The 26,679-nt window shown below is 64.0% G+C and carries 33 protein-coding genes and 1 tRNA gene; 27 read left to right on the forward strand and 7 right to left on the reverse strand.

The window, feature by feature from the left end; translation table 11 throughout:
• Nucleotides 1-16: 16 nt before the first annotated feature.
• The 5 genes from BLW40_RS16465 to BLW40_RS16485 all read left to right on the forward strand — a co-directional run bounded on the left by BLW40_RS16465 (nucleotide 17) and on the right by BLW40_RS16485 (nucleotide 2,156).
• Nucleotides 17-93, forward strand: a tRNA-Met gene (locus BLW40_RS16465).
• Nucleotides 94-290: 197 nt separating this feature from the next.
• Nucleotides 291-506, forward strand: a complete 216-nt coding sequence (locus tag BLW40_RS16470; RefSeq protein WP_074770599.1) for a DUF6880 family protein — start codon at nucleotides 291-293, stop codon at nucleotides 504-506.
• A 355-nt stretch (nucleotides 507-861) separates the two neighbouring features.
• Nucleotides 862-1,110, forward strand: a complete 249-nt coding sequence (locus BLW40_RS17245; protein WP_083386845.1) for a hypothetical protein — start codon at nucleotides 862-864, stop codon at nucleotides 1,108-1,110.
• Nucleotides 1,100-1,831: a response regulator transcription factor gene (locus tag BLW40_RS16480; protein WP_074770603.1), complete on the forward strand. Its 732-nt coding sequence runs from the start codon at nucleotides 1,100-1,102 to the stop codon at nucleotides 1,829-1,831. The genes BLW40_RS17245 and BLW40_RS16480 overlap by 11 nt, the downstream gene beginning before the upstream one ends.
• Nucleotides 1,824-2,156 carry a hypothetical protein gene (locus BLW40_RS16485; RefSeq protein WP_074770605.1) on the forward strand — a complete coding sequence of 111 codons (333 nt, stop codon included), beginning with the start codon at nucleotides 1,824-1,826 and terminating at the stop codon, nucleotides 2,154-2,156. The genes BLW40_RS16480 and BLW40_RS16485 overlap by 8 nt, the downstream gene beginning before the upstream one ends.
• Here the strand turns inward: BLW40_RS16485 and BLW40_RS17250 are convergent.
• The gene (locus tag BLW40_RS17250) at nucleotides 2,153-3,847 is read right to left on the reverse strand and encodes an AIPR family protein (RefSeq protein ID WP_170834608.1); all 1,695 of its coding nucleotides are present in this window, start codon (nucleotides 3,845-3,847) and stop codon (nucleotides 2,153-2,155) included. The genes BLW40_RS16485 and BLW40_RS17250 overlap by 4 nt on opposite strands.
• Nucleotides 3,848-4,043: 196 nt before the next feature.
• On the opposite strand from BLW40_RS17250, the gene BLW40_RS16495 reads away from it, so the two are divergent.
• The 6 genes from BLW40_RS16495 to BLW40_RS16520 all read left to right on the forward strand — a co-directional run bounded on the left by BLW40_RS16495 (nucleotide 4,044) and on the right by BLW40_RS16520 (nucleotide 10,380).
• Complete coding sequence (locus tag BLW40_RS16495; protein WP_074770608.1) at nucleotides 4,044-4,391, forward strand: DUF2285 domain-containing protein; 348 nt, start codon at nucleotides 4,044-4,046, stop codon at nucleotides 4,389-4,391.
• A gap of 107 nt (nucleotides 4,392-4,498) precedes the next feature.
• The gene (locus BLW40_RS16500; protein ID WP_074770609.1) at nucleotides 4,499-5,443 is read left to right on the forward strand and encodes an ArdC family protein; all 945 of its coding nucleotides are present in this window, start codon (nucleotides 4,499-4,501) and stop codon (nucleotides 5,441-5,443) included.
• Complete coding sequence (locus BLW40_RS16505; protein WP_244511240.1) at nucleotides 5,443-5,931, forward strand: thermonuclease family protein; 489 nt, start codon at nucleotides 5,443-5,445, stop codon at nucleotides 5,929-5,931. Before BLW40_RS16500 ends, BLW40_RS16505 begins: the two co-directional genes overlap by 1 nt.
• Before the next feature lie 90 nt (nucleotides 5,932-6,021).
• Nucleotides 6,022-8,034, forward strand: coding sequence for a ParB/RepB/Spo0J family partition protein (locus BLW40_RS16510; RefSeq protein ID WP_074770613.1), 2,013 nt, complete (start codon nucleotides 6,022-6,024; stop codon nucleotides 8,032-8,034).
• A gap of 74 nt (nucleotides 8,035-8,108) precedes the next feature.
• The gene (locus BLW40_RS16515; protein ID WP_074770615.1) at nucleotides 8,109-9,113 is read left to right on the forward strand and encodes a DUF7146 domain-containing protein; all 1,005 of its coding nucleotides are present in this window, start codon (nucleotides 8,109-8,111) and stop codon (nucleotides 9,111-9,113) included.
• A 313-nt stretch (nucleotides 9,114-9,426) separates the two neighbouring features.
• Complete coding sequence (locus BLW40_RS16520; RefSeq protein WP_074770617.1) at nucleotides 9,427-10,380, forward strand: DUF2493 domain-containing protein; 954 nt, start codon at nucleotides 9,427-9,429, stop codon at nucleotides 10,378-10,380.
• Nucleotides 10,381-10,586: 206 nt separating this feature from the next.
• Here the strand turns inward: BLW40_RS16520 and BLW40_RS16525 are convergent, their stop codons facing one another.
• Genes BLW40_RS16525 through BLW40_RS16535 form a run of 3 tightly spaced genes read right to left on the reverse strand, consistent with a single transcriptional unit; the run spans nucleotide 10,587 to nucleotide 11,464 of the window.
• Complete coding sequence (locus BLW40_RS16525; protein WP_074770619.1) at nucleotides 10,587-10,904, reverse strand: hypothetical protein; 318 nt, start codon at nucleotides 10,902-10,904, stop codon at nucleotides 10,587-10,589.
• 16 nt (nucleotides 10,905-10,920) lie between these two features.
• The gene (locus BLW40_RS16530) at nucleotides 10,921-11,181 is read right to left on the reverse strand and encodes a hypothetical protein (RefSeq protein WP_074770621.1); all 261 of its coding nucleotides are present in this window, start codon (nucleotides 11,179-11,181) and stop codon (nucleotides 10,921-10,923) included.
• A gap of 58 nt (nucleotides 11,182-11,239) precedes the next feature.
• The gene (locus BLW40_RS16535) at nucleotides 11,240-11,464 is read right to left on the reverse strand and encodes a DUF2188 domain-containing protein (protein ID WP_074770623.1); all 225 of its coding nucleotides are present in this window, start codon (nucleotides 11,462-11,464) and stop codon (nucleotides 11,240-11,242) included.
• A 184-nt stretch (nucleotides 11,465-11,648) separates the two neighbouring features.
• Here BLW40_RS16535 and BLW40_RS16540 point away from each other — a divergent pair, with 184 nt between their 5' ends.
• Together BLW40_RS16540 and BLW40_RS16545 are read left to right on the forward strand one after the other, a co-directional pair.
• The gene (locus BLW40_RS16540) at nucleotides 11,649-11,969 is read left to right on the forward strand and encodes a helix-turn-helix domain-containing protein (RefSeq protein WP_074770625.1); all 321 of its coding nucleotides are present in this window, start codon (nucleotides 11,649-11,651) and stop codon (nucleotides 11,967-11,969) included.
• A complete protein-coding gene (locus BLW40_RS16545) occupies nucleotides 11,966-12,841 on the forward strand; it encodes an ImmA/IrrE family metallo-endopeptidase (protein WP_074770627.1) in 876 nt (291 codons plus the stop codon). The genes BLW40_RS16540 and BLW40_RS16545 overlap by 4 nt, the downstream gene beginning before the upstream one ends.
• Before the next feature lie 158 nt (nucleotides 12,842-12,999).
• Here BLW40_RS16545 and BLW40_RS16550 read toward each other — a convergent pair whose 3' ends face one another.
• Nucleotides 13,000-13,212: a hypothetical protein gene (locus tag BLW40_RS16550; RefSeq protein ID WP_074770629.1), complete on the reverse strand. Its 213-nt coding sequence runs from the start codon at nucleotides 13,210-13,212 to the stop codon at nucleotides 13,000-13,002.
• Between the two features lie 605 nt (nucleotides 13,213-13,817).
• Between BLW40_RS16550 and BLW40_RS16560 the strand changes: the two genes are divergently transcribed.
• The 12 genes from BLW40_RS16560 to arsA all read left to right on the forward strand — a co-directional run bounded on the left by BLW40_RS16560 (nucleotide 13,818) and on the right by arsA (nucleotide 23,142).
• A complete protein-coding gene (locus BLW40_RS16560) occupies nucleotides 13,818-14,150 on the forward strand; it encodes a DUF736 domain-containing protein (protein WP_002729966.1) in 333 nt (110 codons plus the stop codon).
• 184 nt (nucleotides 14,151-14,334) lie between these two features.
• A complete protein-coding gene (locus tag BLW40_RS16565) occupies nucleotides 14,335-14,583 on the forward strand; it encodes a helix-turn-helix transcriptional regulator (RefSeq protein WP_002729964.1) in 249 nt (82 codons plus the stop codon).
• The gene (traF, locus tag BLW40_RS16570; protein WP_074770633.1) at nucleotides 14,580-15,131 is read left to right on the forward strand and encodes a conjugative transfer signal peptidase TraF; all 552 of its coding nucleotides are present in this window, start codon (nucleotides 14,580-14,582) and stop codon (nucleotides 15,129-15,131) included. Before BLW40_RS16565 ends, traF begins: the two co-directional genes overlap by 4 nt.
• The gene (locus tag BLW40_RS16575; protein ID WP_074770651.1) at nucleotides 15,128-15,706 is read left to right on the forward strand and encodes a lytic transglycosylase domain-containing protein; all 579 of its coding nucleotides are present in this window, start codon (nucleotides 15,128-15,130) and stop codon (nucleotides 15,704-15,706) included. Before traF ends, BLW40_RS16575 begins: the two co-directional genes overlap by 4 nt.
• Nucleotides 15,707-15,917: 211 nt before the next feature.
• Nucleotides 15,918-16,427 carry a hypothetical protein gene (locus tag BLW40_RS16580; RefSeq protein WP_244511239.1) on the forward strand — a complete coding sequence of 170 codons (510 nt, stop codon included), beginning with the start codon at nucleotides 15,918-15,920 and terminating at the stop codon, nucleotides 16,425-16,427.
• 68 nt (nucleotides 16,428-16,495) lie between these two features.
• Nucleotides 16,496-18,475 carry a relaxase/mobilization nuclease RlxS gene (rlxS, locus tag BLW40_RS16585; protein WP_074770635.1) on the forward strand — a complete coding sequence of 660 codons (1,980 nt, stop codon included), beginning with the start codon at nucleotides 16,496-16,498 and terminating at the stop codon, nucleotides 18,473-18,475.
• Nucleotides 18,476-18,569: 94 nt separating this feature from the next.
• Nucleotides 18,570-18,992: an ArsR/SmtB family transcription factor gene (locus tag BLW40_RS17730; protein ID WP_074770637.1), complete on the forward strand. Its 423-nt coding sequence runs from the start codon at nucleotides 18,570-18,572 to the stop codon at nucleotides 18,990-18,992.
• Nucleotides 18,989-19,489, forward strand: coding sequence for an arsenate reductase ArsC (locus tag BLW40_RS17735; RefSeq protein ID WP_074770639.1), 501 nt, complete (start codon nucleotides 18,989-18,991; stop codon nucleotides 19,487-19,489). Before BLW40_RS17730 ends, BLW40_RS17735 begins: the two co-directional genes overlap by 4 nt.
• A 20-nt stretch (nucleotides 19,490-19,509) precedes the next feature.
• Complete coding sequence (locus BLW40_RS16600; protein ID WP_074770641.1) at nucleotides 19,510-19,968, forward strand: arsenate reductase ArsC; 459 nt, start codon at nucleotides 19,510-19,512, stop codon at nucleotides 19,966-19,968.
• Between the two features lie 4 nt (nucleotides 19,969-19,972).
• The gene (gene arsB, locus BLW40_RS16605) at nucleotides 19,973-21,001 is read left to right on the forward strand and encodes an ACR3 family arsenite efflux transporter (protein ID WP_074770643.1); all 1,029 of its coding nucleotides are present in this window, start codon (nucleotides 19,973-19,975) and stop codon (nucleotides 20,999-21,001) included.
• Nucleotides 20,998-21,357 carry an arsenite efflux transporter metallochaperone ArsD gene (arsD, locus tag BLW40_RS16610; protein ID WP_074770645.1) on the forward strand — a complete coding sequence of 120 codons (360 nt, stop codon included), beginning with the start codon at nucleotides 20,998-21,000 and terminating at the stop codon, nucleotides 21,355-21,357. Before arsB ends, arsD begins: the two co-directional genes overlap by 4 nt.
• A 78-nt stretch (nucleotides 21,358-21,435) precedes the next feature.
• A complete protein-coding gene (arsA, locus tag BLW40_RS16615) occupies nucleotides 21,436-23,142 on the forward strand; it encodes an arsenical pump-driving ATPase (RefSeq protein ID WP_074770647.1) in 1,707 nt (568 codons plus the stop codon).
• 30 nt (nucleotides 23,143-23,172) lie between these two features.
• On the opposite strand, the gene BLW40_RS16620 is transcribed toward arsA, so the two are convergent.
• Nucleotides 23,173-23,598 carry a DUF5615 family PIN-like protein gene (locus BLW40_RS16620; RefSeq protein ID WP_074768549.1) on the reverse strand — a complete coding sequence of 142 codons (426 nt, stop codon included), beginning with the start codon at nucleotides 23,596-23,598 and terminating at the stop codon, nucleotides 23,173-23,175.
• Nucleotides 23,595-24,242, reverse strand: a complete 648-nt coding sequence (locus BLW40_RS16625; RefSeq protein ID WP_074768547.1) for a DUF433 domain-containing protein — start codon at nucleotides 24,240-24,242, stop codon at nucleotides 23,595-23,597. The genes BLW40_RS16620 and BLW40_RS16625 overlap by 4 nt, the downstream gene beginning before the upstream one ends.
• Nucleotides 24,243-24,474: 232 nt before the next feature.
• Here BLW40_RS16625 and BLW40_RS16630 point away from each other — a divergent pair, with 232 nt between their 5' ends.
• Both BLW40_RS16630 and BLW40_RS16635 read left to right on the forward strand, forming a co-directional pair.
• Entirely contained in the window at nucleotides 24,475-26,400 is a 1,926-nt protein-coding gene (locus BLW40_RS16630) for a conjugal transfer protein TraG (RefSeq protein WP_074768545.1), read from the forward strand.
• 11 nt (nucleotides 26,401-26,411) lie between these two features.
• Nucleotides 26,412-26,679, forward strand: a 268-nt coding sequence (locus BLW40_RS16635) for a ribbon-helix-helix protein, CopG family (protein WP_074770649.1), incomplete at its 3' end; no start/stop codon positions are given.

The raw sequence follows: 26,679 nt of genomic DNA on the forward strand, positions 1-26,679 counted from the left end.
CGCTCAAAACCATCACCGCGGGGTGGAGCAGCCCGGTAGCTCGTCAGGCTCATAACCTGAAGGTCGCAGGTTCAAATCCTGCCCCCGCAACCAAAATTATCCAACGAAATCAAGGCGTTAGCTCAAATGGCTAACGCCTTTTTCGTGTCTCCACTCCGCCGCAGGTAACACATAGGTAACGGACGAAAGCGTATTTGGTGCGGGAATCCTCCCGCCACCCGCGCTTGACCCCATACCGTCTCCGCTGCCATGGTCGCCCGATTTTCGAAGTTCAAGCGGGACGGAAACCCATGGCCGGCAAGACCTCTCTTTCTCCTGAAACCCTGATCGCCCTGGGGCCGGACGTGCTCGCCCGGTTGATCCTGGAGGAGGCGGAAGGCAACCCGGCTTTCCGCAAGCGGGTCAAGGCCGCCCTGGCCGTAACCAAGGGGCCTGCGGCCGTTTCGGATATCGACGATTGGGACGGGCTCGATCCCCATGACGCCTACCGGCTCGCGTTGCGTTAGTCCCATGGTCGGAAGACCGGCTTCTGGGCCCAAGTCGCCGCCCAAGGTGCAGGCTGAGCGAGGATTTCGGGGTATTCTCGCGGCCGTGTGATCTGCATCACAACCAAAAGAAATCAAAGCGCATAAGCTGTATCTCCGTGTGAGATATTGCCGAGGCGTCGCCATATCGCATCGGAGGCCGGATTGTCTGGTTGTGGCGGCTATCCTCGGGATGGTCGCTGCCTGCGCGACTCCACCGCCCCCCGTACCGGAGCCGGCTCCGGAACCGGTCGCCCCGTCGCCGATTCTTCCGCCACCCCCTCGTCCAACCCCGCCGGCAAAGCGCCCCGTGGGTCCGCCGCTTCCGGATTTGCGGATGGAGCAGTTCAAAACCCTCACGCCCGATGATGTGGAGGGGGTGCTCGGGCCGCCGTCGGTCGTGACGGCTCGGGGGATGGCGACGATCTGGGAATATCGCGGCAAGGCCTGCACTTTCTATCTCTCCTTCTATCCCGAGATCGTGGGAGACAAACTCCGGGTTCTGGGCGTCGAGATCGACGGGGGCATCGCCGAAACACTCTGCCTCAACCGCTTGCGCGAAAGCGGACGGCCCCATGGCCGGTGACCCTCGTCCCCTCATCGCCCTGGTCGATGACGATGCGCTGTTCCGGGAATCCCTCATCCTCAACCTGACCGGTGCCGGTTTTGCCGTGCAGGAATGGGGGGATGGCGAGGCCTTCCTGGCGGCACTCGGCCGACTGGAAAAGCCCGATTTGGTTCTGCTCGACTGGAAGATGCCCGGCCTCAATGGGATCGAGGTCTTGGGGTGGCTCCGGGCTCTTCGCCCCGAACTGCCGGTGATCTTCCTGACCGTGCTGGGGGAGCAGGTCTTCGAGGAAGCCGCGCTTCTGGGCGGTGCGGTCGATTTCGTTGAGAAGTCGCGCGGCTTCACCATCCTTGAGCGGCGGATTCGTATCATTCTGGGCCGTGCGCCGGGGGCGAGCTCGCCCAGCGCCGACGACCGGATCGTGATCGGGGACCTGATTCTCGATAGTGAAAGCCGCCGCGCCTTCTGGCGGGATCGCCCCGTCGACCTCACTGTCACCGAATTCGCGATGGTCCTGGCTCTGGCCGGCAAGGCTGGACGCGATGTCGGCTTCCGACCGCTATACGATGCCGGTCGGGGCAAGGGGTTTCATGCCGGCACCGGACTCGATGGCTACCGCGTCAACGTGCGGGCCGCCATCAAGCGCATTCGCGCCAAATTCAGGGATATCGATCCGGACTTCGACCGGATCACCGCCCATCCCGGCTTTGGCTACAGTTGGCGGGTGGATCATGGGTAAAGAGCTTGTCCGCTACTTTCGTTCCTTCGCGGTCAAGCTGATCGTGGCGTTCATGATCTTTTCCATCGTTCCAGTCCTGCTGGTCCAGCGCTTCGACGCCGCCGAGCGCGAGCAGGGCGCCCTGATGCTGCATCTGGCCCAGGAACAGGGACGTCTGGCCGGAGAAACACTGTTTCCGTTGCTCGATACCCTGACCCCGCGTGGTGCCGAGCGGATCGATTCGACGGCACGCCGGTTGGCCGAAGGAGGGCTGTCGATCAAGGTGCTGTTCTTACTCGAAGTGACGTCCGCCCCCTTCCATTGGATCTCTTCATCTCATTCTTAATTAATTAAGAGTGATGAAACAAATTTGCGATCCTGGTGCGCGTTTCTAGCATCGAAACCGGCACCCTGTATTCCAACAGCCGCAGCTATTTTCCTCTCTGCGTTGATTACAAGCGGAATAAAATGGTCGGGTCTATTGATTTTATCAATCGCAAGTTGTGCGTATTTTCTTTGTGCCACATCATTAGATAATATTGGTTTCCCCCCAAAACTTCTGCGAACCAAAAGAGCGATGATAAAGCGAAATTTCCAAAGATTTTTTTTGGCGCTTCCTGTGCAGAGCTTCTCAATCCCTCTCAGGATTTTAGCAGACAGTAGATAAGGCCACATCGAGTGTTCTTCGATAAATATTTTTCCATTGTACTTTTTGAGAAGGACGCCATAATAATCATTTGCGCTAACAGGGTCTTCAATGTAGCAGCTAACAAACGCATTAGTAAGCGACGTTAGGGATATTATATTTTGCGGCGTGTAAAGCGTGTCGGCATATTGTCTCTTTCGTCTTTCGTACACAATTTTTTTGTCTTGCGGCTCGTCAATGCTTAATAAAAATCTTTCAAGTTTTTTATGAAAATCACCAAGAACAACAAATGCCTCATCTTTAACTTCGGTCTGCCTGTTTGTGGCCCTTACTATATCATTAACAATGTCTCTGTCTTCAACTTCAATAATTTTAACGGGGACCGCCGTATCGTCTAGAATTTTATTTCTATTATTAAAAATGATATTGCTAGTCTGGCATCCGTTAACGATCTGATAGTCAGCAAGTGTAAATTTCTTTCCAACAAGCCTCACATCTCTGGCAACAATGGTAATCCCATTATTAAGGGCAGCTAGTTTGCTTTGCTCAGTCGGAGAAGCAATGGTTGCGCTTATTTCATCGTTTACTGGATTGCTGCTCAAAAAATCTCTAACATTTTCATTAAATATTGCTTTATGAAGCATGCCATCCGAATTTGAAAGAAGCTTTACGAGCTCTTTGCATTGCAACAGGCCTAAATATGCTTGACGAATGCCAGGTATCTGTGGGAGAGAGGCGAATTCATTCATCTGTATTTCTCTCTCAATCCTTAAATTGACCTCCTGATACCGTTCTTGCAGTCGATCGGCATCAACAAATGTGAAAAAAACGTCAGCAAATAACCCGTAATTCTTTAGTTCCTCAATACCAGCCTGCTTTCTCGCAGTTGCAACTGGATCGTCCCGAAAACGCCCCGCATAACAATAGTATAAATGAAGCAACGGCTTTGATTTGAATTTAACGCTTTCTTTAAATACAGAATCAGAAAGTTCTCTTAATGCTGTAATTGAATCGTTTGCTGGCATATACCGCTGACCAAAAAATTCTTTAATTCCCTGTAAATAGCTGCCAATTTCTGCGGCATTAAGCGAACGAGATGTCTTTGATTGGATGAATACAAATTCAGCTTCAACACGCTGACGCGATGCAATCTCTGTAACTTGCGCAGGCGTCGTAACATGAATGTCATTCAGAAAGATAGCGGCGGAATCAATGCCGGTGTCAAGTCCTCCTGAAACAACTACTTCATTAAGCTCGGTTCGTTCTGAAAAGTCTCGATGCATTACGCAGTATGCTGAAAAGTATTCAAATATTTCGGGCTCTGGCAGCGAATTTAAACCATATGATTTAGAAAATTCGTTAAGGTATGAATTTAAGATTGGGTCGTCCATCATTTCCTCCTGATATTTTTTGTATTGTTGTGTGCATTTGGTTTGTAAAAATTTCGATTTATTTTTTGTGGGATTAAGTCCTTCGCAATTATCATTGGCTACAACCGACTTAGTAAATGTTACCGCATCATAGCCCGGTTTGTCATCTATTGATCGAAATCCTGTTTTCGCCCTGTTCGATGGATCTTACGGCACGTTGCTGGCCGGGCCGGTGCGCCTGCATTACCTCCTGTCCGGGATCACCCAGATCGACGTGAAGACGCTGACCTTGCGCCGTCTGGTGGTGCTGTGCCGCCGGGGACGATTTCCACTCGGGCTGTTCCCGCCGGAGCCGCGCGCTCGCCGCTGGGTTCTGGCGCTGCAGGCCTATGACGGACTGACGGCCGGAGCCAGCCATCGCGAGATCGCAATGGCCCTGTTTGGTGAAACCATCGTGCGGGATGACTGGAACGGCCGGTCGCAATATCTGCGGCTGCGGGTGCGGCGGCTGATCCAAGTCGCGACCGCCTTGGTCCAGGGCGGCTACCGCGATCTGCTGGGATGAGCCGGGACGGGGGCGCGGGGTCAAAGAGGGAGGGGCGAGTGGGGAATCCGCGACGGGTGCCGGGGCGGAGAGAGAGGCTTTCCGCCGGTCCGTCTGGGAGACCGACCATGTCGTTTGACCGTGCCTCTTCCGGCCGCGACCGGACCAGCCTGTATAGCGAAATCACCAGCCGGATCATCACCGAGCTCGAGGCCGGGCGGCTGCCCTGGGTCCAGCCGTGGGGGCGGTCCGATGTCGGGGCCGGTCTGGGTCTGCCCCAGAATGCCTCGACCGGGCGGCGCTATTCCGGGATCAACATCCTGATTCTGTGGGGGGCGGTATTCCATCACGGCTTTTCCGGCCAGACATGGCTGACCTTCCGTCAGGCCCTGGCCCTGGGCGGGTCGGTGTGCAAGGGCGAGCGTGGCACCACCGTAGTCTATGCCGATCGCTTCGTTCCCGACGAGGCGCGCCGCCGGGCCCGTGAAACCGGCGAGGATGCCCAGTCGATCCCGTTTCTCAAGCGCTTCACCGTCTTCAATACCGACCAGTGCGACGGATTGCCGGACGCTCTGGTGACCGTCCCGCCGCCGATCCCCGACGGACTGATCCTGCCCCAGGCCGAACGGCTGATCCGGGCCACCGGGGCGAGCCTGCGCATTGGCGGCGACAAGGCCTATTACAGCCCGGCGCTGGATTACATCCAGGTGCCCCGGCCCGAATCCTATTTCGAGCCGATCAACTGGCACCGCACCGCACTGCATGAGCTGGGGCATTGGAGCGGTCATCCCTCTCGGCTCAACCGCAACCTCTCGGGCAGCTATGGCTCGAAACTGTATGGCCAGGAGGAACTGGTGGCGGAAATGACCAGCGCCTTCACCTGCGCCAGCCTCGGCATCGTTCCCACCGTCCGCCATGCCGATTACATCGGCTCGTGGATCGAGGTGCTGCGCGACGACGACCGGGCGATCATCCGCGCCGCCAGTGCCGCTTCGAAAGCCGCCGATTATCTGCTCGGTTTCCTGCCGGAGACCGAGGGCGACCATGGCCAGCATGGCCAGGAGGCGGCGTGATGGGCCCGCTGGTGCGGCGTGGCGTGATCGGCATCGCCCTGATCTTCGTGGCGTTGGCCGTCACCCCGGGGATCAAGCCCAATCTGTCCGGTCCGGCCCGGGTGATCGATGGAAATTCCATCATCGTCGCCGGTCAGACCCTGCGGCTTTACGGTCTCGATGCTCCCGACCTCGGCCAGACCTGCCGGAGCAAGGAAAACCGCGACTGGCCGTGCGGTCGCGCCGCCGCCGACGCGTTGCGCCAGTACATCGGCGAGCGGCCCGTCGGCTGCCTGACCCGCACTCGGGATACGGCGGATCGGCTGATCTCGACCTGCCGGGTCGGCGGCACCGACCTCAATGCCTGGCTGGTAGAGCAGGGGTGGGCGTTGGCCTGCAAAGGCTGCTTCGGCGGCTTTCCCCTCGAGCAGGGGCGGGCTCGTCTCGCCCGCCGGGGGCTCTGGTCCGGCCGGTTCGAGGCACCGGAAGACTGGCGGCGGACGCATTGACCCCAGGGAGAGGCAGAGGAGGGCAGGGGATTCGTGACGGGTTCGGAAGGCCGCGAGAGTTTCCCGGCCGGCCCGTCGCGGAGACCCGACATGGCAAACCTTGCGAAAATCACCCTCAGCACCTCCCGCGACATTCCCTTCAACAAGCTGGTGCTGTCCCAGGCCAACGTCCGCCGGATCAAGGCCGGACTCTCGATCGAGGAACTGGCCGAGGACATCGCGCTCCGCACCCTGCTGCAGAGCCTGACCGTCCGGCCGATCCTCGACGGCGACGGCAACGAGACCGGTCTGTTCGAAGTGCCGGTCGGCGGCCGCCGGTACCGTGCCCTCGAACTGCTGGTGAAGCAGAAGCGGCTGGCCCGCACTGCGCCGGTGCCCTGCGTCATCCGCACCGACGGTCTGGCGGCGGAGGATTCCCTGGCCGAGAATGTCCAGCGTGCCCCGCTGCATCCGCTCGACCAGTTTCGCGCCTTCCAGACCCTGCGCGAGGCGGGGTTCGGCGACGAGGACATCGCCGCCCGCTTCTTCGTCACCCCGGTGGTGGTGAAGCAGCGGCTTCGGTTGGTCGCGGTGTCGCCCAAGCTGCTCGACCTCTATGCCGAGGATCAGCTGACCCTCGACCAGTTGATGGCCTTTTCCGTCACCACCGACCATGCCCGCCAGGAGCAGGTGTGGGAAGGTCTGGTCCGCGCCTACAACCGCGAGCCCTATTATATCCGCAAGCTGCTGACCGAGGGGGCGGTGCGGGCTGCCGACAAGCGGGCCCGCTTCGTCGGCATCGAGGCCTACGAGGCCGCCGGCGGGGTGGTGCAGCACGATCTGTTCCAGAACGACGATGGCGGCTGGCTGCAGGATCCGGCCCTGCTCGACCGGCTGGTGGCGGAGAAACTCGCCGCCGAGGCTGAAACGGTGCGGGCGGAAGGGTGGAAATGGATCGAAATCGCCCCGGAATTCCCCTACGGCCACGCCAATAAGCTGCGTCCCCTCAATGGCGATCCGCTCCCCCTCACCGAGGCGGAGCAGGCCGATCTTGATTCCCTTCAGGCGGAATACAGCCGCTTGGTCGAAACCTATGCCGGGGCCGACGAGGTGCCCGACGAGGTCGATCTGCGCTTGAGTGAGATCGGCACCGCCCTGGCGGCGTTCGAGAACCGGCCGCTGTCGTTCGATCCGGCCGAGATCGTTCGGGCCGGGGCGTTCGTCAGTATCGACGGCGACGGCAATTTGCGGGTCGATCACGGCTATGTCCGGCCCGAGGACGAGCCGGTGGCCGATCCCGTCCCGGTGCCCGATGCCGAGGGAAGCGTTTCGGTCCAGGCCGGGACGATTCCGCTGGCGGTCGGCGCCACGAGCGTGACCGCCGATCCGTCCGAGGAGGAAGACGGCCTCAAGCCGCTGCCGGATCGTCTGATCACCGAACTGACCGCGCATCGGACCCTGGCGTTGCGCGACGCCCTGGGCCGTGCCCCGGACGTCGCCTTCCAGGCGGTTCTGCACGCGTTATGCCTGCGCGCGTTTTACCGCCATGGTGCCGAATCGTGCCTGGAAATCGAGGCGAAGAGCGCGACCTTCGCCGCCCAGGCGCCGGGGCTGGCCGACACCGCCTCGGCGAAGGCGATCGACGCCCGCCACCAGAACTGGCTCGGGCAGTTGCCGGCCGATCCCGCCGATCTGTGGGACGCGCTGACCGGATTCGACGGCGACAGCCAGGCCGCGTTGTTCGCTCATTGCGCATCGCTCACCGTCAACGCCATCCATGATCCGTGGAACCGCCGTCCGCGCGGTCTTTCCCACGCCGATCGCCTCGCCCAGGCGGTGGGGCTCGACATGGCGGCGGCGGGCTGGGTGCCGACCGTCGACACCTATCTCAGCCGGGTCACCAAGGCCCGGATCCTGGAAGCGGTGCGCGAGGCCAAGGGTGAGGATTCCGCGCAGTTGATCGACCACCTGAGGAAACCGGACATGGCCCGCGAGGCCGAGCGCCTGCTGGCCGGCAGCGGCTGGTTGCCGGAAATCCTTCGCCCCGTGCCCGAACCCGGGCCGGAGAGCGTCCAGGAGCCGCCGGTCGATCTGCCTGATTATCTGACCCAGGCCGCTGAGTGACCACCATCCTTCATCCTGTTGCGGAAGCCCGGCCATCCGTGCCGGGCTTCTGTTCTGTCCGCGGGAGGTGCGTCATGTCGGTGTCTGATCTGGCCCGCTCGCTCGCAGAACGGGCCGAGACGGTATGCCGTGTTTATCTCTCCCGGGGCCGTCGTCAGGGGGCGTGGTGGTGTGTCGGCGACGTCCTCAACCATCCGGGCCGCAGCCTTTATGTCCGCCTGACCGGCGACCGCGCCGGCAAATGGACCGACGCATCGACCGGCGAGCACGGCGATCTGCTCGATTTGATCGCCATCAACCGGGGCCTTGATCCCGCATCAGCCCGCGACGAGGCCCGCGCGTTTCTTTCGCTGCCGCAGGTTTTTCCGCGTCATCAGCCGGTGGCCTCGGGATCATCCGACGCGGCGCAGCGGCTGTTTCGCCAGGGGCAGCCGCTGCCCAGTACCCTGGCCGAGGCCTATCTGCGGGCGCGCGGTATCACCGGCCGGCTCGATCTGCCCGCCCTGCGTTTCCATCCGGCACTGTGGTACCGTCCCCATCCCGACGCCCCCCGGCAGAGCTGGCCGGCGCTGCTCGCCGCCGTCACCGATGGTGCCGGCCGGATCACCGGGCTGCAGCGGACCTGGCTCGACCGCGACCGGCCGGCCAAGGCCCCGATCGTCACCCCGCGTCGGGCGCTCGGTCATCTGCTCGGCAACGCGGTCCGCTTCGGTCCCGTCGCCGACCTGCTGGCGGCGGGGGAGGGGATCGAAACCATGCTGGCGGTGTGCTCGGCTCTGCCCACCCTGCCGGTCGTCGCCGCTCTGTCCGCCAACCACCTTGCCGCCTTCGATTTCCCGCCCGGTTTGGTCCGCCTGTATGTCGCCCGTGATAACGATCCTGCCGGTCGCACTGCGGTGGAGCGGCTGATCGCACGCGGGGCCGCCCAGGGGCTCGAGGTCCGGCCGCTGCTGCCGGGGGGCGAGGATTTCAACGCCGATCTGCTGCGATTCGGCCCCGATTGGCTCCGGGGGCATCTGGCCGGGCAACTCGTCCCGGACGATGCGCGGCGGGTCTTCGGTCATCGCGGCCGGGGCTGATCGAGGGCGTGTGTCCGGTATCCGGGCCGGTCTAAACCGGAAAGGGGGGCGGTCGTGGGCTCCCCGATACGTCCGGAGCCGCAGCCCGCGGCCTTCCCGTGTGGGGGATCTGCCAGGGCGCGGACCGGGCGCGCAAGGACCGCCCCGCTTGCTTTCTTCCCCGGCCTGCGGCCTCCTCGCGGAGCAAGAAAGCGCGGGCCGCTCCTCCTCCGCCGTTGGCTTCGGCCCTCTCGGGTGCGCGCCCGGATCGGCCCCGGCAAGGGATCCCCGTGAAGGCCGCGATGGGCGCGGTCCCAGCGACGAGGAGCCCGCCATGACCACCAACTCCCTCCCGTTTCTTGCCCCCGAAACCGAACCGGAAGCTCACCCCCAATCCGCCACCGCCAGCCTGCTCGACGAATTGACCCTCTACGGCTATCGCCCCGGCCAGGACGAGCCCGATCCCCGTCCGTTGCCCGAGCCCGATATGGTGCGGGGCGAACTCGCCGGCATCGTCGATGCCCTCGCCGCCCTGCTGGCCGACACCCGGCTCGAGGATGATCTCGCCGACCTGCTGTGGTCCTTCGCCGCCATTTTCCACCGCAAGATCGACCGGCTCGAGCGCGATCTCGACGCCAACGAACAGGCGCAAAACCGCTCCCGGCTGGAACAGAACGGCTCGGAGGTGCGCTCGGTCGAACTGGAGCGGCTGATCGAACAGGGCCTCGGTCTGATCGAGCGCCGCAACGCCTTCGAGTTCTTCCGCGACACTGCCGCCGAGCGCTACGAGGCGGTCACCGGTTCTTCCTGGCGGCCGCGCGTCGGCTCGATGGTCAACCATCGCGCCCTCACCGCCGCGGTGATCGACAGCCGGGACTTTATCGCCGCCCGCCACCGTGCCGACACCCAGTTGCTGTTGCTTCCGGGGGCCCGGATCGCCTTCACCGGCGGGGCCGAGTGCAACGACCATCGCCGCATCTGGGATGTGCTCGACCGCGTCCGGACCAAGCATCCCGACATGGTGCTGCTGCATGGCGGCAGTCCGAAAGGCGCCGAGCGGATTGCCGCCTGCTGGGCCGACTCGCGCAAGGTGGCGCAGGTGGTGTTCAAGCCGGATTGGACCCGGCACAAGAACGCTGCCCCCTTCAAGCGCAACGACCAGATGATCGAGGTGCTGCCGATCGGCCTGATCGCCTTCCCCGGCTCCGGCATTAGCGAAAACCTCGTCGACAAGGCCCGCAAGCTCGGCATCCCGGTGTGGAGATTCGGCTCCGAGGGCGGCGCGTAAGCGCCGCTTTGGGCCGGAGCGGTCGCTTGCGTCTACGTCTTTCTATGGCAAAATTGGGCCGTTTTCAGTCCGTCCGCTATCTAACTGCGGCATCGAAATAACCGCCTTTAGCCGACCGCGCCAATTCTCCACCAAACAAGGCGTACAGCGGCTCGTCGGTGTGCCCCCAGCGTTGGGACTTCATTCTATCGACCTTGGACCTTCCCTTAGCGGCGAGAGCTCGCCAGCGTGCCCGCCGCTCTTGTCACCTGCTTGAGACCGCTCCACGTCGAGTTATTGGTCTCACTAATGATGGCAGCATGCGAGTGCTTCACCGAGCTAGCGGCGGTTTGTGCTCGCTTCAACACTTCGGCGGCAGTCAGGTTGCCGCTAAGGTAATACTCGGCTGGCGGAAGCTCATAAACCGTATCATCGTTGGTCATAATCGTGTTCGAAAAACCCTGCGCCGTCATCGCAACATGGAGTTTGACGTAGTCATTCCAGTTGGCATCATGTCGTTCGATGCGGGTCAAAAAAGTAGCCATACTATTCTTTACTCCTTCAATTTAAGGTGTATTCGCGCCAGGGAATCGCATGCATTGGCACGTTCGCTAGGAAGCGTGAGATGTCCTGGCGGCCGTAATAGATGGGACAGCCCCGGTGGTCCTGGGCCATCAGGACGACCGGCATGCCGGGGAAGACCTGCGTGAAGGCGTTGATCGCCCGCCGCGCTTCGGCTTGATTATCGATGACGTGCTTTTTCACGATGGCGATGGCGAAGGTGACACCCTGTTCGCGGACTACCGCACCTTGAACGCGCATGATGATATCTCCATTGAAGAAAGGCCGCGTTCCTATCCCGGAACGCGGCCCATTCGATTCAGCCTTTCGGCGGAAAGGGGTCGTGACCATGGCTGTCGCGCTCACGGATGCGACCGTTCTCGCCGTGGATCAGCAACTCCGACCCTTGGTTTTGCGCGATCTCGCGACCGCGCTCGATGGCCTCGCGCTGGGTCTCGTGGACTGATGTGACCCGGCTGTTGCCGGCGCCACGAACGGCCCAATCGTCACCGTGAGGCACCACGTGCTGGTTCTTTCCGGACATAGCCTCGTTCCTTTCGTCTGCATCAACAAACGTATGACGTTATGGTGTATGATATAGTGAACAAAACGGCCATTGTCAACTCCTGTGAACGCAAACGTGGAAGCTGTTCGATTGACAGAACGTCGCTCCATGTTTAAAGGCTACCGGCGTTTTGGCGCTAGCAATCAACCACCGGAGGGTGAACATGTCATTGGCATCCAAACTGAAGGACTTGCGGCTTCGGAAAGGGGAGTCACTCCAGCAGGTCGGTGATGCCGTCGGTGTCTCGAAGGCGCACATCTGGGAGCTTGAGCGTGGCACTAGCACCAACCCCGGACTTGAACTCCTGAAGAAGTTGGCGGAGCATTTCCTGGTGACGGTGGAGTTCTTGGCGGATGACGCCAAGGCTGCAGAAGGGGCCGCGTCCCTCCAGTTCTTCCGGGAGTTTGACGGCAAGCTGTCGAACAAGGATTGGGAAACGCTACGCACCGTGGCGGAGCGTTTGGGGGAAAAGGACAAGAAATGAACGACGCGCTGTTGATGGACCTAGCCGACTGCGGATCGCCGCTAAAGATCGTCGCCTGCATCCTGAAACACCACGAATCCTGGACGCCACCCGTGCCAATCGAGGATCTGGCCCGATCGGTCAACATCATCGACATCAAGGAACTGGAGGCAGACGGATTCGAGGGCGCCCTGACGACCGATCCGGACAAGCTGCAGGGTGTGATCCTGTACAAGGCCGGTACCGATCCGGGGCGGCGACGGTTCACGATCGCACATGAGCTGGGTCATTTCCTGATTCCGTCCCACAAGGGAGATCAGCGGTGCACGAGCGCCGCGATGCGGGAGCGCCGGATCGAAACCCCCGATCAGCGCAAGGAATCGGAGGCGAACGAGTTCGCGGCCGGAATCCTCATGCCCGCCCGGTGGTTTCGCGCCGATCTTCAGCGCCTTGGCGACGCGGATGTCACGCACGTCCAGGAGTTGAAGCAACGGTACAAGACCAGTTTGGAGGCGACGGCGAACCGCTACATCGAACTGACTGATGACACCTGCGCGTTCGTGTTCTCTCATGACGGGACCATCCGCTACCCGCGTCCGACAAAGGGATTTCCCCGGCTTGGCGTGGGGAAGGGGTACCCGCTGCCAGCGGGCTGCGCATCGCTCAAGGCCCCCGCCACGCCGCTACGGGTGGCGTCGGAATGGAGCGAAGTGGACGGCCGGACTTGGCTGGATCCCCGTGACGCGGGGCGGGTGCCGAAGGTTCTGGAACAGACCATGCGTCTAAAGGGTGGGTATCAGGTGACGCTGCTGTTCATCGAGCCGGACGCATTGGAGGAAATCGACGAGGAGGAGGAAATCGAGGAGAGCTGGACGCCGCGATTCCATCGGTGACGCGGGCATGTCAAGTCGGCGGCCCCGGCGGACGCGCCCGTATCAGCCGAAGGGCGTCAGCACTATACGCTGTCAGCTTTCGGAACGAATTCCAACGCTCACGGATGTCGGACATGAGCGCAATCCGGCTGTAGACGAAGGGTCTCCATGGGGGAAAATCATGGAGATACGTCCATATTAATGATGGCGTCCGCGTGGAAAAACTCCCGCGCCGGGCTTTCGTAAACCGAGCCGCCCTGCGGCGTCTCGGCCCTTCGGGCTTCAATCCCTGACGCAAAAGTAGCCCGCTGGCGGCCAAACTGGACGGTATTTCCGGCTTCGAACCCGGCCGTGATTTCGATCGCGGCATCGATTCCAGACCGCACCGCCATGCCGATTTCCAGGGGATGATGGGGGCCTATCGGCGCGGGTTTCTCTCCCGGCTTCGAAGGATTTATCCCTCATCTGGCGTTCGTTTCTGATGCCCAGGCCGTCGCCCATGGTTCGATTCTCGGCGCGCCGACAGCACGGATCAGACGGCTCGCCTGGTTCATGAGCATCCTGGCCCAGCGTCTCTGTCCCCGCATTGCCCATGACGACAAGTGATCTCGGGCGGTCGCTGTGACCCTCGGCCGGAAAGGGGAGACGGGCGGTTGCCCCGGGTCCCGGATGCCGGTTTCCCCCTCCATCATGCCTGGGATGAAGGCGGTGGCGACGGGCCATTGCCTCCTCGGCTCCGGTATGCGCGAGGCCGTCCCTTGCATGTCTCTCCAAGCGCTGGATCCCGCGCCGCCCCCGTCCAACCGGTCCGCCGGAAGAATTTCCCCGGCCGGCACGCCGGCCTCCTCGCGGCCGCTGCGCTGCAAATTCTCCCGTCTCCCCGGTCCTCCCCTGCGGTCCGGCCGCGCCACGGCGCGGTGGGCGGGGGCGGCTGGCGGTCTCCTGGCGCGAGCCATCGCAAGGACGGTCCTGCGACACACCGGCAAGGAGAACGATCATGGCCATCACCCTCGGCACCTTCACCAAGCTCGACGACGGCAGCTTCACCGGCACCCTCAAGACCCTCAACATCACCGCGGCGCTGACCATCGTTCCGACTGAGAAAGTCTCCGAGCACGCCCCCGATCACCGGGTCTATGCCGGCCAGCGTTACGAGGTCGGTGCCGCCTGGAGCCAGGTCGCCAAGTCGAGCGGCGAGACCTATCTGAACCTCAAGATAGGTGCTCCGGAATTCGGTCCGAACTGGGTCCGGGCCCGGCTGGTCAAGCTCGAACGCCCCACCGACGAGGGCATCACTCACATCGCCCTCTGGGAGCCGCGCGACCGGTAAGCCCCCCAAACAGCCCCGCCGCGGATCGCCGTGGCGGGGCTTTTCCGGTGGTTCGGTGGGGGATCGAAAACCAGGGGGGCCGGTTTTCGAGCGTCCCGCCCGCCGTCCCATCACGTCCATCCTTGCCCCGGATCAGGCGACCTGCGCCGTCGCCGCCGGGACCCAGATTCAAGGAGGAAACGCGATGGATGACGAGATTCTTCGAGCTGCCAACGCCCGCAAAGGCAGCCCGTTTCTCAACACCGACCAAGCCGCCCATTACATCGGCCTGTCGCGGCGGACGCTGGAAAAGATGCGCACCACCGGCGACGGACCGCGCTTTCGCAAGCACGGCCGCTATGTCCGTTACCACATCGACGACCTTGACGATTGGTCGCGCGGCCACGGCAAGGCCTCGACCTCTGATGCCGGAATCCGGGGGACACGGCGATGATTGGCCCCCGGCTGTTTCGTATCGGGGGGCGCCAGCGCGGGCGGTCCCGCCCGCGTCGCATCCTCGCCCTGGCCTTGGCCGGGCTCGTCTGCCTCGGCCTCGCCGAACTCGGCCGAGCGGCGCCCGGGCTGGTGTGGAACAATACCGCCAGTGCCCCGATCGGCTTGTATCGGCTGATGCCGTCCTCGCCGATTCATCGTGGTGACAGGGTGCTGGTCCGCCTGCCCGATCCGATGCGCCGACTGGCGGCGGAACGAGGCTATCTGCCGGAAACCGTGCCGCTGGTGAAGACGGTCGGTGGGGTCAGTGGCGACCTGATCTGCGCCGAGGGTGACACCATTCTCGTCAACGGCCAGCCGGTCGTCCTTCGTCTGCGCCAGGATCGCTGGGACCGTCCTATGCCGCGTTGGACCGGGTGCCGTCGTCTCGATGCGGACATGGTTTTCCTGCTGACCGGCGATGTCGCCGAATCTTTCGACGGGCGCTATTTCGGGCCGATCCCGCGTTCCAACGTCCTCGGACTCCTGGTGCCGCTATGGACCGAATGACCCTCGCTACTCTCCTCGCCCTGGTTCTGGTGCCGACCGATTCGGCCGCATCCGAACTGGATCGCTGGGACGCTGACATCGCCGAAGCGTCACGCCGCTTCGCCATCCCGGAAGCGTGGATCCGCTCGGTGATCCGGGCAGAAAGCGGAGGCCGGGCCGAGCGCGTTGGCCGTCCGATTACCTCGCGCGCCGGGGCGATCGGGCTGATGCAGTTGATGCCTGACACCTATCGCGAGATGCGCGATGCCCACGGTCTTGGTCCCGATCCGGCCGATCCGCGCGACAACATCCTGGCCGGCACCGCCTATCTACGGGCGATGTTCGACCGCTTCGGTCCGACCGGGATGTTCGCCGCCTACAATGCCGGGCCGGGGCGATACGAGCAGAGTTTGCGCGGCCGACCCTTGCCCGCCGAGACCCGGATTTACCTTGCCACCATCGTCGAAAACCGATCGGTGCCGCTTTCGGGGCCCCGTCTGTTCGTTCCGTTGCACGCCGCCACCATGGGGATATTGACGCCGCCATCGGGGGGCCTGTTCGTGACGCTGACCACCGCTTCGAGCAGCCAGAAATGAGCGGCGGACTCCAAGCGGAAGCAGGGGCCTCGTCTCGGCCTCATTATCTTTCCGGCCAGGGCGGCGGGGCGTTCAAGGGTCGAGCTATAGCTCGACGGGTCCCGCGCCCCACGCCCCGCTACGCGGCGCCTGCGGCGTCCCTGACCGGCGCGTCTCCGGCTGCTCCCGGGAGGTGTCCTCGCTCAGGAGGACATCATTTCAGGAGGGTGCCATGTCGCAGACCTTCGTTCATCCGCACGCCGAATTCGATCGTTTTCCGGCGCTGGTCGAGGAATTCGGCGCCGATGTCATCGCGGACATCATCGCCGCGGAAGCCACCGATTTCGCCTGGGACAGCCGCTTCGCCGAACGCAATCTCGGGGCCTGGGACGGCTGCGAAGGCGACGATTTCGACGCCGAAATCGTCCGCATCATCGGCTATTTCCGCAGCCGTTACATCGTTGCGACCTGCCTCGTTGATGCCAACCGGCGGGTCCGCGCGATGCTGAAGCAGTGTCATTTCGACAGCTTCGAGGACGCCGAACAGGCGTTCCTGGACGGCGGGGGGTGCCCCTCCTCGGGCTGGTTTTTCGGCCCTTGGTCCGAGTCTCGGCCCGGAGAAGAGAGCGTAGGACAGCGCAGATGGGACAGGGGGAACCAGGGTTTGATGGAAGGCAAGATTAAAGGGCTGTCTCGTCGAGACGCCAAGTCATTGTCTGCACATCGTTATTTCACGAGATAGCCCCGGACGGTCGCGAGACGGCACCCAGCCAACGCCTTGATTCTTATATAGTCGCAGGAGAGTCTGCCATGAATCAGGATGACGACTTCAAGCCAAAGCTCGGCAAGATCCGGGCTGGGGGCGGAACGCGCGGCCGTAAATTTCTGCATCAGGTCCTGGCGGCGGCGAACCGTGCCAGCGGGCAGAGTCCGGGCGCTCGGACGTCAAAATTCCACGGCGGCCAGATCGGACGCGGTGCCGGCATCGGCCGGATGCTGTCGTCACGCGATCGACATGCCGCCTTTCGCAGCCGCCGCGTCGTCGTCAAATCCCGCATCGTCAAACTGGCGGGAAAAGGCATCGCCGGGGCGAAGGCCCATCTGCGCTATATCCAGCGGGACGGCGTGACCCGCGATGGTGCGCCCGGGCAGCTTTATGGCGCCGAGCAGGACCGGGTTGACGGCAAGCCCTTCCTCGACCGCGCCGAGGGCGACCGCCACCAGTTCCGCTTCATCGTCGCCCCCGAGGACGGCGACCAGTACGACGATCTGAAGCCGCTGACCCGTCGGTTGATGGCGCAGATGGAACAGGATCTCGGCACCCGGCTCGAGTGGGTCGCGGTCGACCACTACAACACCGGTCATCCCCACAGCCACATCATCGTTCGGGGGCGCGATGATCGGGGCCAGGATCTGGTGATCGCCCGGGAATACATCACCACCGGCCTGCGCGAGCGGGCCACCGACCTGGTGACCCTCGACCTTGGCCCCCGTTCCGATCTCGAGATCGAGAACCGGCTGCGGCACGACATCGAGCAGGAGCGCCTGACCTCTATCGATCGTCGCCTGCTGCGCGAGGTCGATGCCGACCGGCTGGTCTGGTCCACCGACAAGGATGTCTTCCAGCAGAGCCTGCGCGCCGGTCGTCTGCAAAAGCTGAAGCGGCTCGGTCTGGCCGACGAGGTCGCGCCGGGGCGATGGCGGCTGGCCGATGATATCGAGAACACCCTGCGCCGGATGGGCGAGCGCGGCGACATTCTCAAGACGATGAGCCGCGAGATGACGGCCAAGGGGTTGGCTCGCTCCGGGGCCGATCTCGTCCTGCACGATCCGGCGGCACCACCGACGCGGCCGATCGTCGGCCGGCTGGTGGCGCGGGGACTGGCCGATGAGATCACGGATCGCCATTACCTGATCGTCGATGCGATCGACGGCCGCACCCATTACGTCGAGATCGGCAAGGGCGATTCCACCGAGCCGATCCCCGATGGCGCGATCCTGCGGCTCGAGCCCAGACCGGTCGAGCCCCGTCCCGCCGATCGCACCATCGCCGAGATCGCGGCGGCGCATGGTGGGCGGTACGGCATCGATATCCATCTGCGCCATGACCCCACTGCCAGCGAAGCGTTTGTCGAGACCCATCTCCGCCGACTGGAGGCGATGCGGCGGCTGACCGGGGCTGTCGAACGCGAGGCCGACGGCGCCTGGATCATCGCTCCCGATCATCTCGACCGGGCGGCGGCGTTCGAGCGGCGGCAGGCCCAGGAGGCCCCGGTGGTGGTGCGAACCCTGTCGGCCCTGCCGTTGGATCGTCAGATTGCCGCTGACGGTCCGACTTGGCTCGACCGGGAACTGGTCGCGGCAACGCCCGAGCCGTTGCGCGATGCCGGCTTCGGCCGCGAGGTGCGTGACGCCCTGGCCCAGCGGCGGCAATGGCTGATCGAGCAGGGGCTGGCCCGTGCCGACCACGACCGCGTCCTGTTCCGCGCCGACCTGCTCGACGTGCTGCGCCGGCGCGAATTGCTCCGCGTCGCCGGCCAACTCTCCGACGAGCTCGGCCTCGCTTTCGTCGAGACCAAGTCCGGCCAGTCGGTCGAGGGCGTCTATCGTCGCGCCGTCGATCTCGCCGGCGGCAAGGCGGCGCTGATCGAGAAAAGCCGCGAGTTCACCCTGGTGCCGTGGCGGCCGGTGCTCGATCGCCACATCGGCAAGCAGGTCTCCGGCATCCTGCGCGGCGACGACATCTCCTGGACCATCGGACGCCAGCGCGGCGGGCCGAGTGTGTCGTGAGTATTTTCCGCAAGGTTGCGTCATCGGTCTTGCCCGCGCACCGTCATGGATATATCATTTTCCAATATAAGAAATTGAAGGGTGCGTTCCTCCCATGCTTGAGACCTTCGAAACCGTCGCCAAGGCCGTGGCCGACCCCACCCGCATCCGCATCCTGAAAATGCTGGAAGGCGGCGAATTATGCGTTTGCCAGATCACCACCGTGTTGGACCTGGCGCCCGCCACCGTGTCCAAACATCTGGCGGCGTTAAAGATCGCCGGGCTGCTGCAGCAACGGCGGGACGGCAAGTGGGTGTATTACCGGCTGGCTGAACGCGATCTCAACCCGTATGCGCCGGCCTTCCTCGGGCTGGTCGGGGCGTCCCTCCGTGACGACCCGACCGTGGCCGAGGATTCCCGCGTGCTGGCCCAGGTCAACGCGGCCCCGCTTGCGGTCGTGTGCGACCAGGGACGCGCCGCGTTGGGTTCGATGCCTCAAGCCCCTGTGACCACAGTCTGCCGAGGGGGATCGCGATGACCGATAAACTCTATTCCGTCCTGTTTTTATGCACCGGCAATTCAGCGCGCAGCATTATGGCCGAAAGCATTCTGAACCGTGAAGGTGGCGGCAGGTTCCGGGCGTTCAGCGCCGGGTCTCATCCCAAGGGTCACGTCGATCCGCTGGTGCTGACCCTGCTCGCGAAGACCAATTATCCGACCGAGGGCCTGCGCTCGAAATCCTGGGACGAGTTTGCTATGCCCGACGCGCCCGATTTGGATTTTGTCTTCACCGTCTGCGACAACGCCGCCGGCGAGGTCTGCCCGGTTTGGCCGGGGCAGCCGATGACCGCGCTGTGGTCGATGCCCGATCCTGCGGCCTTTGTGGGATCTGATGTGGAAACGGCCGCGTTCTTTGGCGAGACGATGCGGACGCTCCACGCCCGGATCGGTTTGTTCACGTCGCTACCGATCCGTTCGCTCGACCGGCTGTCGTTGCAGAACCGTCTCGATGCCATCGGCAAGACCAGCGCCTGAGACCAAGGGAACCGATTCCGATGACCGATAAAATCACCAACGTCCTGGTGCTGTGCACCGGCAATTCCGCCCGCTCCGTGCTGGCTGAGGTTCTGATCAATGCCCTGGGCGACGGCAAATGGCGGGCGTTCAGCGCCGGCAGCCATCCCAACGGGGCGGTCAATCCGCTGACGTTGGCGGTGCTGGCGGAACACGGCCATGCACTTGAGGGCTTGCGCTCCAAATCGTGGGACGAGTTCGCTGTGCCCGACGCACCCCAGATGGATCTGGTCGTCACCGTCTGCGACAACGCCGCCGGCGAGATGTGCCCGATCTGGCCGGGCCATCCGTCGAAGGTCCATGTCGGTTTTCCCGACCCGGCAGCCGCCACCGGCACCGAGTCGGAGCGGCTGGCGGTGTTCCGCGAAATCTATGGCCAGATCGAAGCGAAGGTCCGCCGCCTGATCGCGCTGGGGCCGGAGCGGGCAGGGGAGGTCTGAGCCAATGACTCTGTTTGAGCGATACCTCACCCTCTGGGTCGGCCTCTGCATCGTCGCCGGGGTGGCGCTGGGGCATTTTCTCCCCGCCCCCTTCCACGCCATCGGGGGCATGGAGGTGGCCCGCGTCAATCTGCCGGTTGCCGGGCTGATCTGGTTGATGATTATCCCGATGCTGCTGAAGATCGATTTCGCCGCGCTTTCGCAAGTGCGCGAGCAATGGCGCGGCATCGGCGTGACCCTCTTCATCAATTGGGCGGTCAAGCCGTTCTCGATGGCGCTGCTCGGCTGGGTGTTCATCAGCCACCTGTTCCGCCCCTATCTGCCGCCCGAGCAGATCGACAGCTACATCGCCGGACTGATCCTGCTGGCCGCCGCACCCTGCACCGCGATGGTGTTCGTCTGGTCGAACCTGTGCAAGGGCGAGCCGCATTTCACCCTCAGTCAGGTGGCGTTGAACGATCTGATCATGGTGGTCGCCTTCGCGCCGCTGGTCGGGCTGCTGTTGGGTTTGTCGGCGATCTCTGTGCCGTGGGACACCCTGCTGATCTCGGTCGGCCTCTACATCGTCGTGCCGGTGATCGTGGCGCAACTCTGGCGGCGGGCGCTGCTGGCGCTGGGGCCGCAGGCTTTGTCCGCCACCCTGGCCCGCCTCGGGCCGCTGTCGCTCGCTGCCCTGTTGGCGACGCTGGTGCTGCTGTTCGGCTTCCAGGGCGAGCAGATCATCGCCCAGCCGCTGGTGATTGGGCTGCTGGCGGTGCCGATCACCATCCAGGTCTACTTCAATTCCGGTCTGGCTTACTGGCTTAACCGCCAATGTGGCGTGCCCCATAACGTCGCCGGGCCGTCGGCACTGATCGGGGCCAGCAATTTCTTCGAACTGGCTGTCGCCGCGGCGATTTCGCTGTTCGGCTTCGAATCGGGGGCGGCGCTCGCCACCGTCGTCGGCGTGCTGATCGAGGTGCCGGTGATGCTGTCGGTGGTCAAAATCGTCAACGCCAGCAAAGGCTGGTACGAATCCGGGAGAAGAACATGACAACCCTCGAAATCTATGATCCCGCGATGTGCTGCTCGACCGGCGTGTGTGGTCCCGATGTCGATCCGGCCCTGGTCGCCTTCGCTGCCGATCTGAAATGGGTGGACGAGCAGGGGATCACGGTCCGGCGCTACAATCTGGGCCAGGAGCCGCAAGCCTTCGCCGCCAATCCTGTCGTGGTCAAGGAGATGGAGGCGGGAATGGACCGGCTGCCGATCGTCGTACTCGACGGTCGGATCGTTTCGACCGGGGTGTATCTCTCTCGCCTGCAACTGGCGGCGAAGCTTGGTCTGACCGTCGAGGCCGCGCCGCGTGCCGTCGGGTCGTGCTGCGGGTCCAAACCGGGCTGCTGCTGAAGTCTTGCAGGCTCTGCCCGCCCCCGCCAGGAGGCAGCGCCTCCTGGACCTGCCTTTGATCTGAGAGGATTGCTGATTATGGCGTTACCGAAAATCACCACCCGCTATGCCTTCTTCACCGGCAAGGGGGGCGTTGGCAAGACCTCACTGTCCTGCGCCACCGGGTTGGCCTTGGCCGAGGCGGGGAAGCGGGTGCTGATCGTCAGCACCGATCCGGCCTCGAATCTCGACGAGGTGCTGGGGACCGGCTTGTCCCAGACCCCGACCCCGGTGCAAGGGGTGGCGGGCCTGTTCGCGCTGAACATCGACCCCGAAGCAGCCGCCCAGGTCTACCGCGAGCGGATGGTTGGGCCCTACCGGGGCATTTTGCCCAATGCCGCCATCGCCAGTATGGAGGAGCAGTTCTCTGGCGCCTGCACGGTGGAAATCGCCGCCTTCGACGAATTCGCCAAACTGCTGGGCGACGCGGCGGCGACGGCGGCGTTCGACCATGTCCTGTTCGACACCGCGCCGACCGGCCACACTCTGCGCCTGCTGACCCTGCCGTCGGCCTGGAGCGGCTTCATCGCGTCCTCGACCGGCGGCGCGTCGTGTCTGGGACCACTGGCCGGGCTGGAGGCGCAGAAGACGCTCTATGCCGCCACCGTGTCCCACCTGTCCGATCCCGAAATGACCAATGTGGTGCTGGTCAGCCGCCCCGAACGCGCCGCCCTGCGCGAAGCCGAGCGGACTCGGAGCGAACTGGCCGATCTGGGGGTGAGCAACCTGCGGCTGGCGCTGAACGGTCTGTTCACCGCCGCCGCACCCGGCGATGCGATCGCCGATGCGATGGGCGCGCGCGGGGCAGACGCGATCGCCACCATGCCAGCGGCGCTGGCGGCGCTGCCTCGCACCGAAACGCCATTTCTGCCCAAGGGCACGGTCGGCCTGGAGGGCTTGCGGGCGATGAGCCATCCAAACGCCGTCCTGGTACCGGAGGTCGCGTCACCAACGCCCCTGGCACTGCCCGCCGATCTCGACTCGCTGGTGAGCGACCTTGCCGCCGCCGGTCATGGGGTGATCCTGACGATGGGCAAGGGCGGCGTCGGCAAGACCACGATCGCCGCCGCGATTGCCGTTGCCCTGGCCGGGCGGGGCTTGCGGGTGACGCTGTCGACCACCGATCCCGCCGCCCATGTCGCGGACGCGGTGGCGGAGGCGGTGCCGGGACTGACCGTGACCCGGATCGATCCGGAACGGGAGGTGGCCCGCTATCGCGACGAGGTGCTGGCCAAGGCGGGTAGCGGACTCGACGAATCTGGCCGCGCGATGCTGGAAGAGGATCTGCGCTCGCCCTGCACCGAGGAGATCGCGGTGTTCCGCGCCTTCGCCCGCACGGTGGACGAGGGACGGGACCAGTTCGTGGTGCTCGACACCGCGCCGACCGGCCACACCATCTTGCTGCTCGACGCCGCCGAGGCCTATCACCGCGAAGTGCTGCGGACCCAGGCCGACATGCCCGATGCCGTCCGCAGCCTGCTGCCCCGGCTGCGTGATCCCGCCTTCACCCGCGCCCTGATCGTCACCCTGGCTGAGGCCACCCCGGTGCACGAGGCGGAACGGTTGCAGCAGGATCTGGCCCGGGCCGGGATCGCCCCCTTCGCCTGGATCATCAATCAAAGCCTGCTCGCCAGTGGCACCACCGATCCCGTTCTGGCTCGGCGCGGACAGTACGAACGTCCCTTCATCGAGCGGGTGGTGGCGGAACTAGCGCCCCGCACCGTGCTGATTCCCTGGCGGGCCTGAGGGACGGGCCTGGGTTATCGATGCTGCCTGTCACCCTTCAGCCGGTAGCGAGTAACGCACGATCCGGATATCTGCGTCTGTCTCGCTGCTCAGGGTGATTTCCAGCACCTGATTGACCAGATCGGACTGCGTGTCGAGGTCGTCGAGCGCCACCTCGAACAGTTCCATCTGCATGTCGAGATCCATGCCGACCGGACCGTTGAGGCAAATGAGCCCGGCATGGAGGTCGATATCGACGTATTCGCCGCTGCCTCCCGGGGCGTTGGCCGGGCCACGGAAATCGATCGAGTTCTTGGTGACGAAGGTCCAGTCGCCCTCCAGGATCACCGGCATCAGCTCCCAATCCTTGGCGCCGCCCTTGCCGATCCAACGGACATGGGAAGCCTCAAGATGGCCGCGCTCACGGGCCAGCTTGGCGAGCTCCTCGCTCAAGCATTCGTCGATCAGTAGCCTCATGCCCGGCGACGCCGGGGCACGGTGCGCTCGGCGGAGAGGGTGGCGTCCGGCGGCAGGATTGTGAAGCGGCGTGGCCGGCCGCGCACCGGATTGGCTTCGCCATAGAGGAGGGCCAGATCGAGAGCGGTTTCGTCCAGCCCTGGATAGGCGGCGAAAATCCGCTCACGAGGAAGTCCGGCGGCGACCGAGGCGACCAGATCGTAGACCGGGATGCGGGTGCCGCGGATCACCGGACTGCCACCCAGGATCCCCGGATCCTCGACGACCATCGCCCGCGTCGCCTCAAGCCGGGTCGAGCGATCATCGGCGTCGGCGATGAAGTCCGACAGGGTGACGGAGAGGAAGCCGTCGCGGACGGTCCAGTTGGCCTTATTCCAGCCGACGAACGGGTGACGGGCCATGTCGCCGGTGATGCGTTCGGAGAAGCTGTGGATCAACGTCAGGCGCTTTTCGGCGGTCAGGGCCTTGGCCGCGCGAAAGTAGAACCCCACCAGCGGGCAGGCGGCCAGTTGCACGCGTCGACCGTCATCCACGGTGTACAGCGCTGCGGGCAGGATTTTCTCGTCGATCACCCGGTTGATGTCGCGGACGGTGACGCTGGCGACGATGGCAGCTTCGCTCGGGGTCAGCAGACTGGCGCGCATGGCGATCCTCGAAAAAACATTCCGACACACCGGAAGATAATCAATGGGAGCCGGTTCGACAAGGGCTCCGTCTTGTCCGAAGCCGGTGATGGGTCGTTACCGGCACACGGGGCAGGATGTCTGGTTGATCGTAAATCATCGTAGCTAAAGGCGATTTTCGATTCCGGGGTTCTGCCTGACCCTTATCCCAAGCGCCCGGCAACAGTGCCGGACCGGTTCGGGACAGGCCGCCATGACCCCCACTAAGCTGCTGATCGGCCAGATCCTGGTCGTTTTCGCGATCACCCTGTTCGGGGTGTGGTCGGCGACCCAATGGGCGGCGGCGATGCTCGGCTATCAGACCCAGCTCGGCCCGCCCTGGCTGGTGCTCTTCGGCACCCCGGTCTATCGCCCCTGGCAGTTGTTCCCCTGGTGGTATGCCTACGAGGCCTATGCGCCGCACATCTTCGACAAGGCGGGGATGCTGGCCGGGGCCAGCGGCTTCATGGGCTGCGCCGCCGCGATCGCCGGTTCGCTGTGGCGGGCGCGGCAGAGCCGGCTGGTCACCACCTACGGCTCGTCGCGCTGGGCGACCGCCCGGGAAGTGGAGCGGGCCGGGCTGTTCCGCTCGGCGGGGGTGTTTCTTGGCCGACTGGGCAACCGTTATCTGCGCCATGACGGCCCCGAGCATGTGATGGCGTTCGCGCCGACCCGCTCGGGCAAGGGCGTCGGGCTGGTGGTGCCGACCCTGCTGTCCTGGACCGGCTCTGCGGTGATCCACGACATCAAGGGCGAGAACTGGCAGCTCACCGCCGGCTGGCGGGGGCGGTTCTCGCATTGCCTGCTGTTCAATCCGACCGATCCCCGTTCCGCCCGCTACAACCCGCTGCTGGAAGTCCGCAAGGGCGCCGACGAGGTCCGCGACGTCCAGAACATCGCCGACATCCTGGTCGATCCCGAAGGTGCGCTGGAGCGGCGCAGCCACTGGGAGAAGACCAGCCATTCCCTGCTGGTCGGCGCGATTCTCCATGTGCTGTATGCCGAGGAGGAAAAGACCCTGGCCCGGGTCGCCACCTTCCTGTCCGACCCCCGCCGCGGCTTCGCCACCACCCTGCGCCGGATGATGGAGACCAACCATCTCGGCACCCCCGACCATCCCCAGGTCCATCCGGTGGTGGCGTCGGCGGCGCGGGAAGTCTTGAACAAATCCGAGAACGAGCGCTCCGGCGTGCTATCGACCGCGATGTCGTTTCTCGGCCTTTATCGTGACCCGGTGGTTGCCGCGACCACCGTCGCCTGCGACTGGCGGATCGCCGATCTGGTCGATGCCGAGCGGCCGGTGTCGCTCTATCTGGTGATTTCGCCGTCGGACATCTCGCGGACCAAGCCGCTGGTCCGGCTCGATTTCTTCGAGACCGCGCTGGCCTTCATGGCCGGCTACGGCATCCGCGCCTATCTGATCGCCCAAAGCCTCAACCAGATATCCAAGGCCTATGGCGAGAACAACGCGATCCTCGACAATTGCCATGTCCGGATTGCCTTCTCCAGCAATGACGAGCGCACCGCCAAGCGGATTTCCGACGCGCTCGGCACCGCCACCGAATTGCGTGCCCAGCGCAACTATGTCGGCCACCGGCTGGCGCCATGGCTCAGTCACGTCATGGTCAGCCGCCAGGAGACGGCGCGGCCGCTGCTGACCCCGGGCGAGGTGATGCAATTGCCGCCCGCCGACGAACTGGTGCTGGTTTCCGGCCTTGCTCCGATCCGGGCGAAGAAGCTGCGCTACTACCAGGACCGCAATTTCTCGGCTCGGGTGCTGCCCGCACCGGAGCTGGCCGAGCACAGCTATCTCGATCGCCCGGCCGCCCGTCCCGTCGATTGGAGCGGATTGGTGCGCGGCCCGCACGTCCGCCTCGCCACCGCCGAGGAGTCTGCGCTGGGCTTCGAGGACGAAGGCGGCGTCCAGCAGCAGCGCCATCCCGGCCTGCCCGAGGAGGGAATCGTGGTGGCGGCGCGGTCTGATCCCGAGCCCGAACCTGTCGATGACGATTCCGATCTGCTCACTGACCAGCGGGCGATGGACCGCCTGCGCGGCCTCGGCACGGTGGTTCGCGCCCACGCCATCAACGAAGGCCGCGATGGCGCCGGGCCGGGCGACGATCTGCTGCCGAGCTTCTGAGGGAGGCGAGGATGAACCGCACCAGGATCCGCCATCAATTGTTCCTCGACCCGGACCTCAGTGCCCGGCTGGAAACGCTGGCGGCCAAACCGGGGGTGTCGAAATCGACCATTCTCGCCGACGCATTGGCCGCCTGGCTCAATCGCCGCGGCAGTCAGGAACTCGACGAGCGTTTCGGCCTGCGTCTTCACCGCATCAGCGACCAGCTCGACCGCATCGAGCGCGATGGTCAGGTGCTGCTGGAAAGTCTGGCGCTCTTTGTCCGCTATCAACTGACCG

Source organism: Magnetospirillum fulvum (assembly GCF_900108475.1).
Classification (GTDB): Bacteria; Pseudomonadota; Alphaproteobacteria; order Rhodospirillales; family Magnetospirillaceae; genus Phaeospirillum; species Phaeospirillum fulvum_A.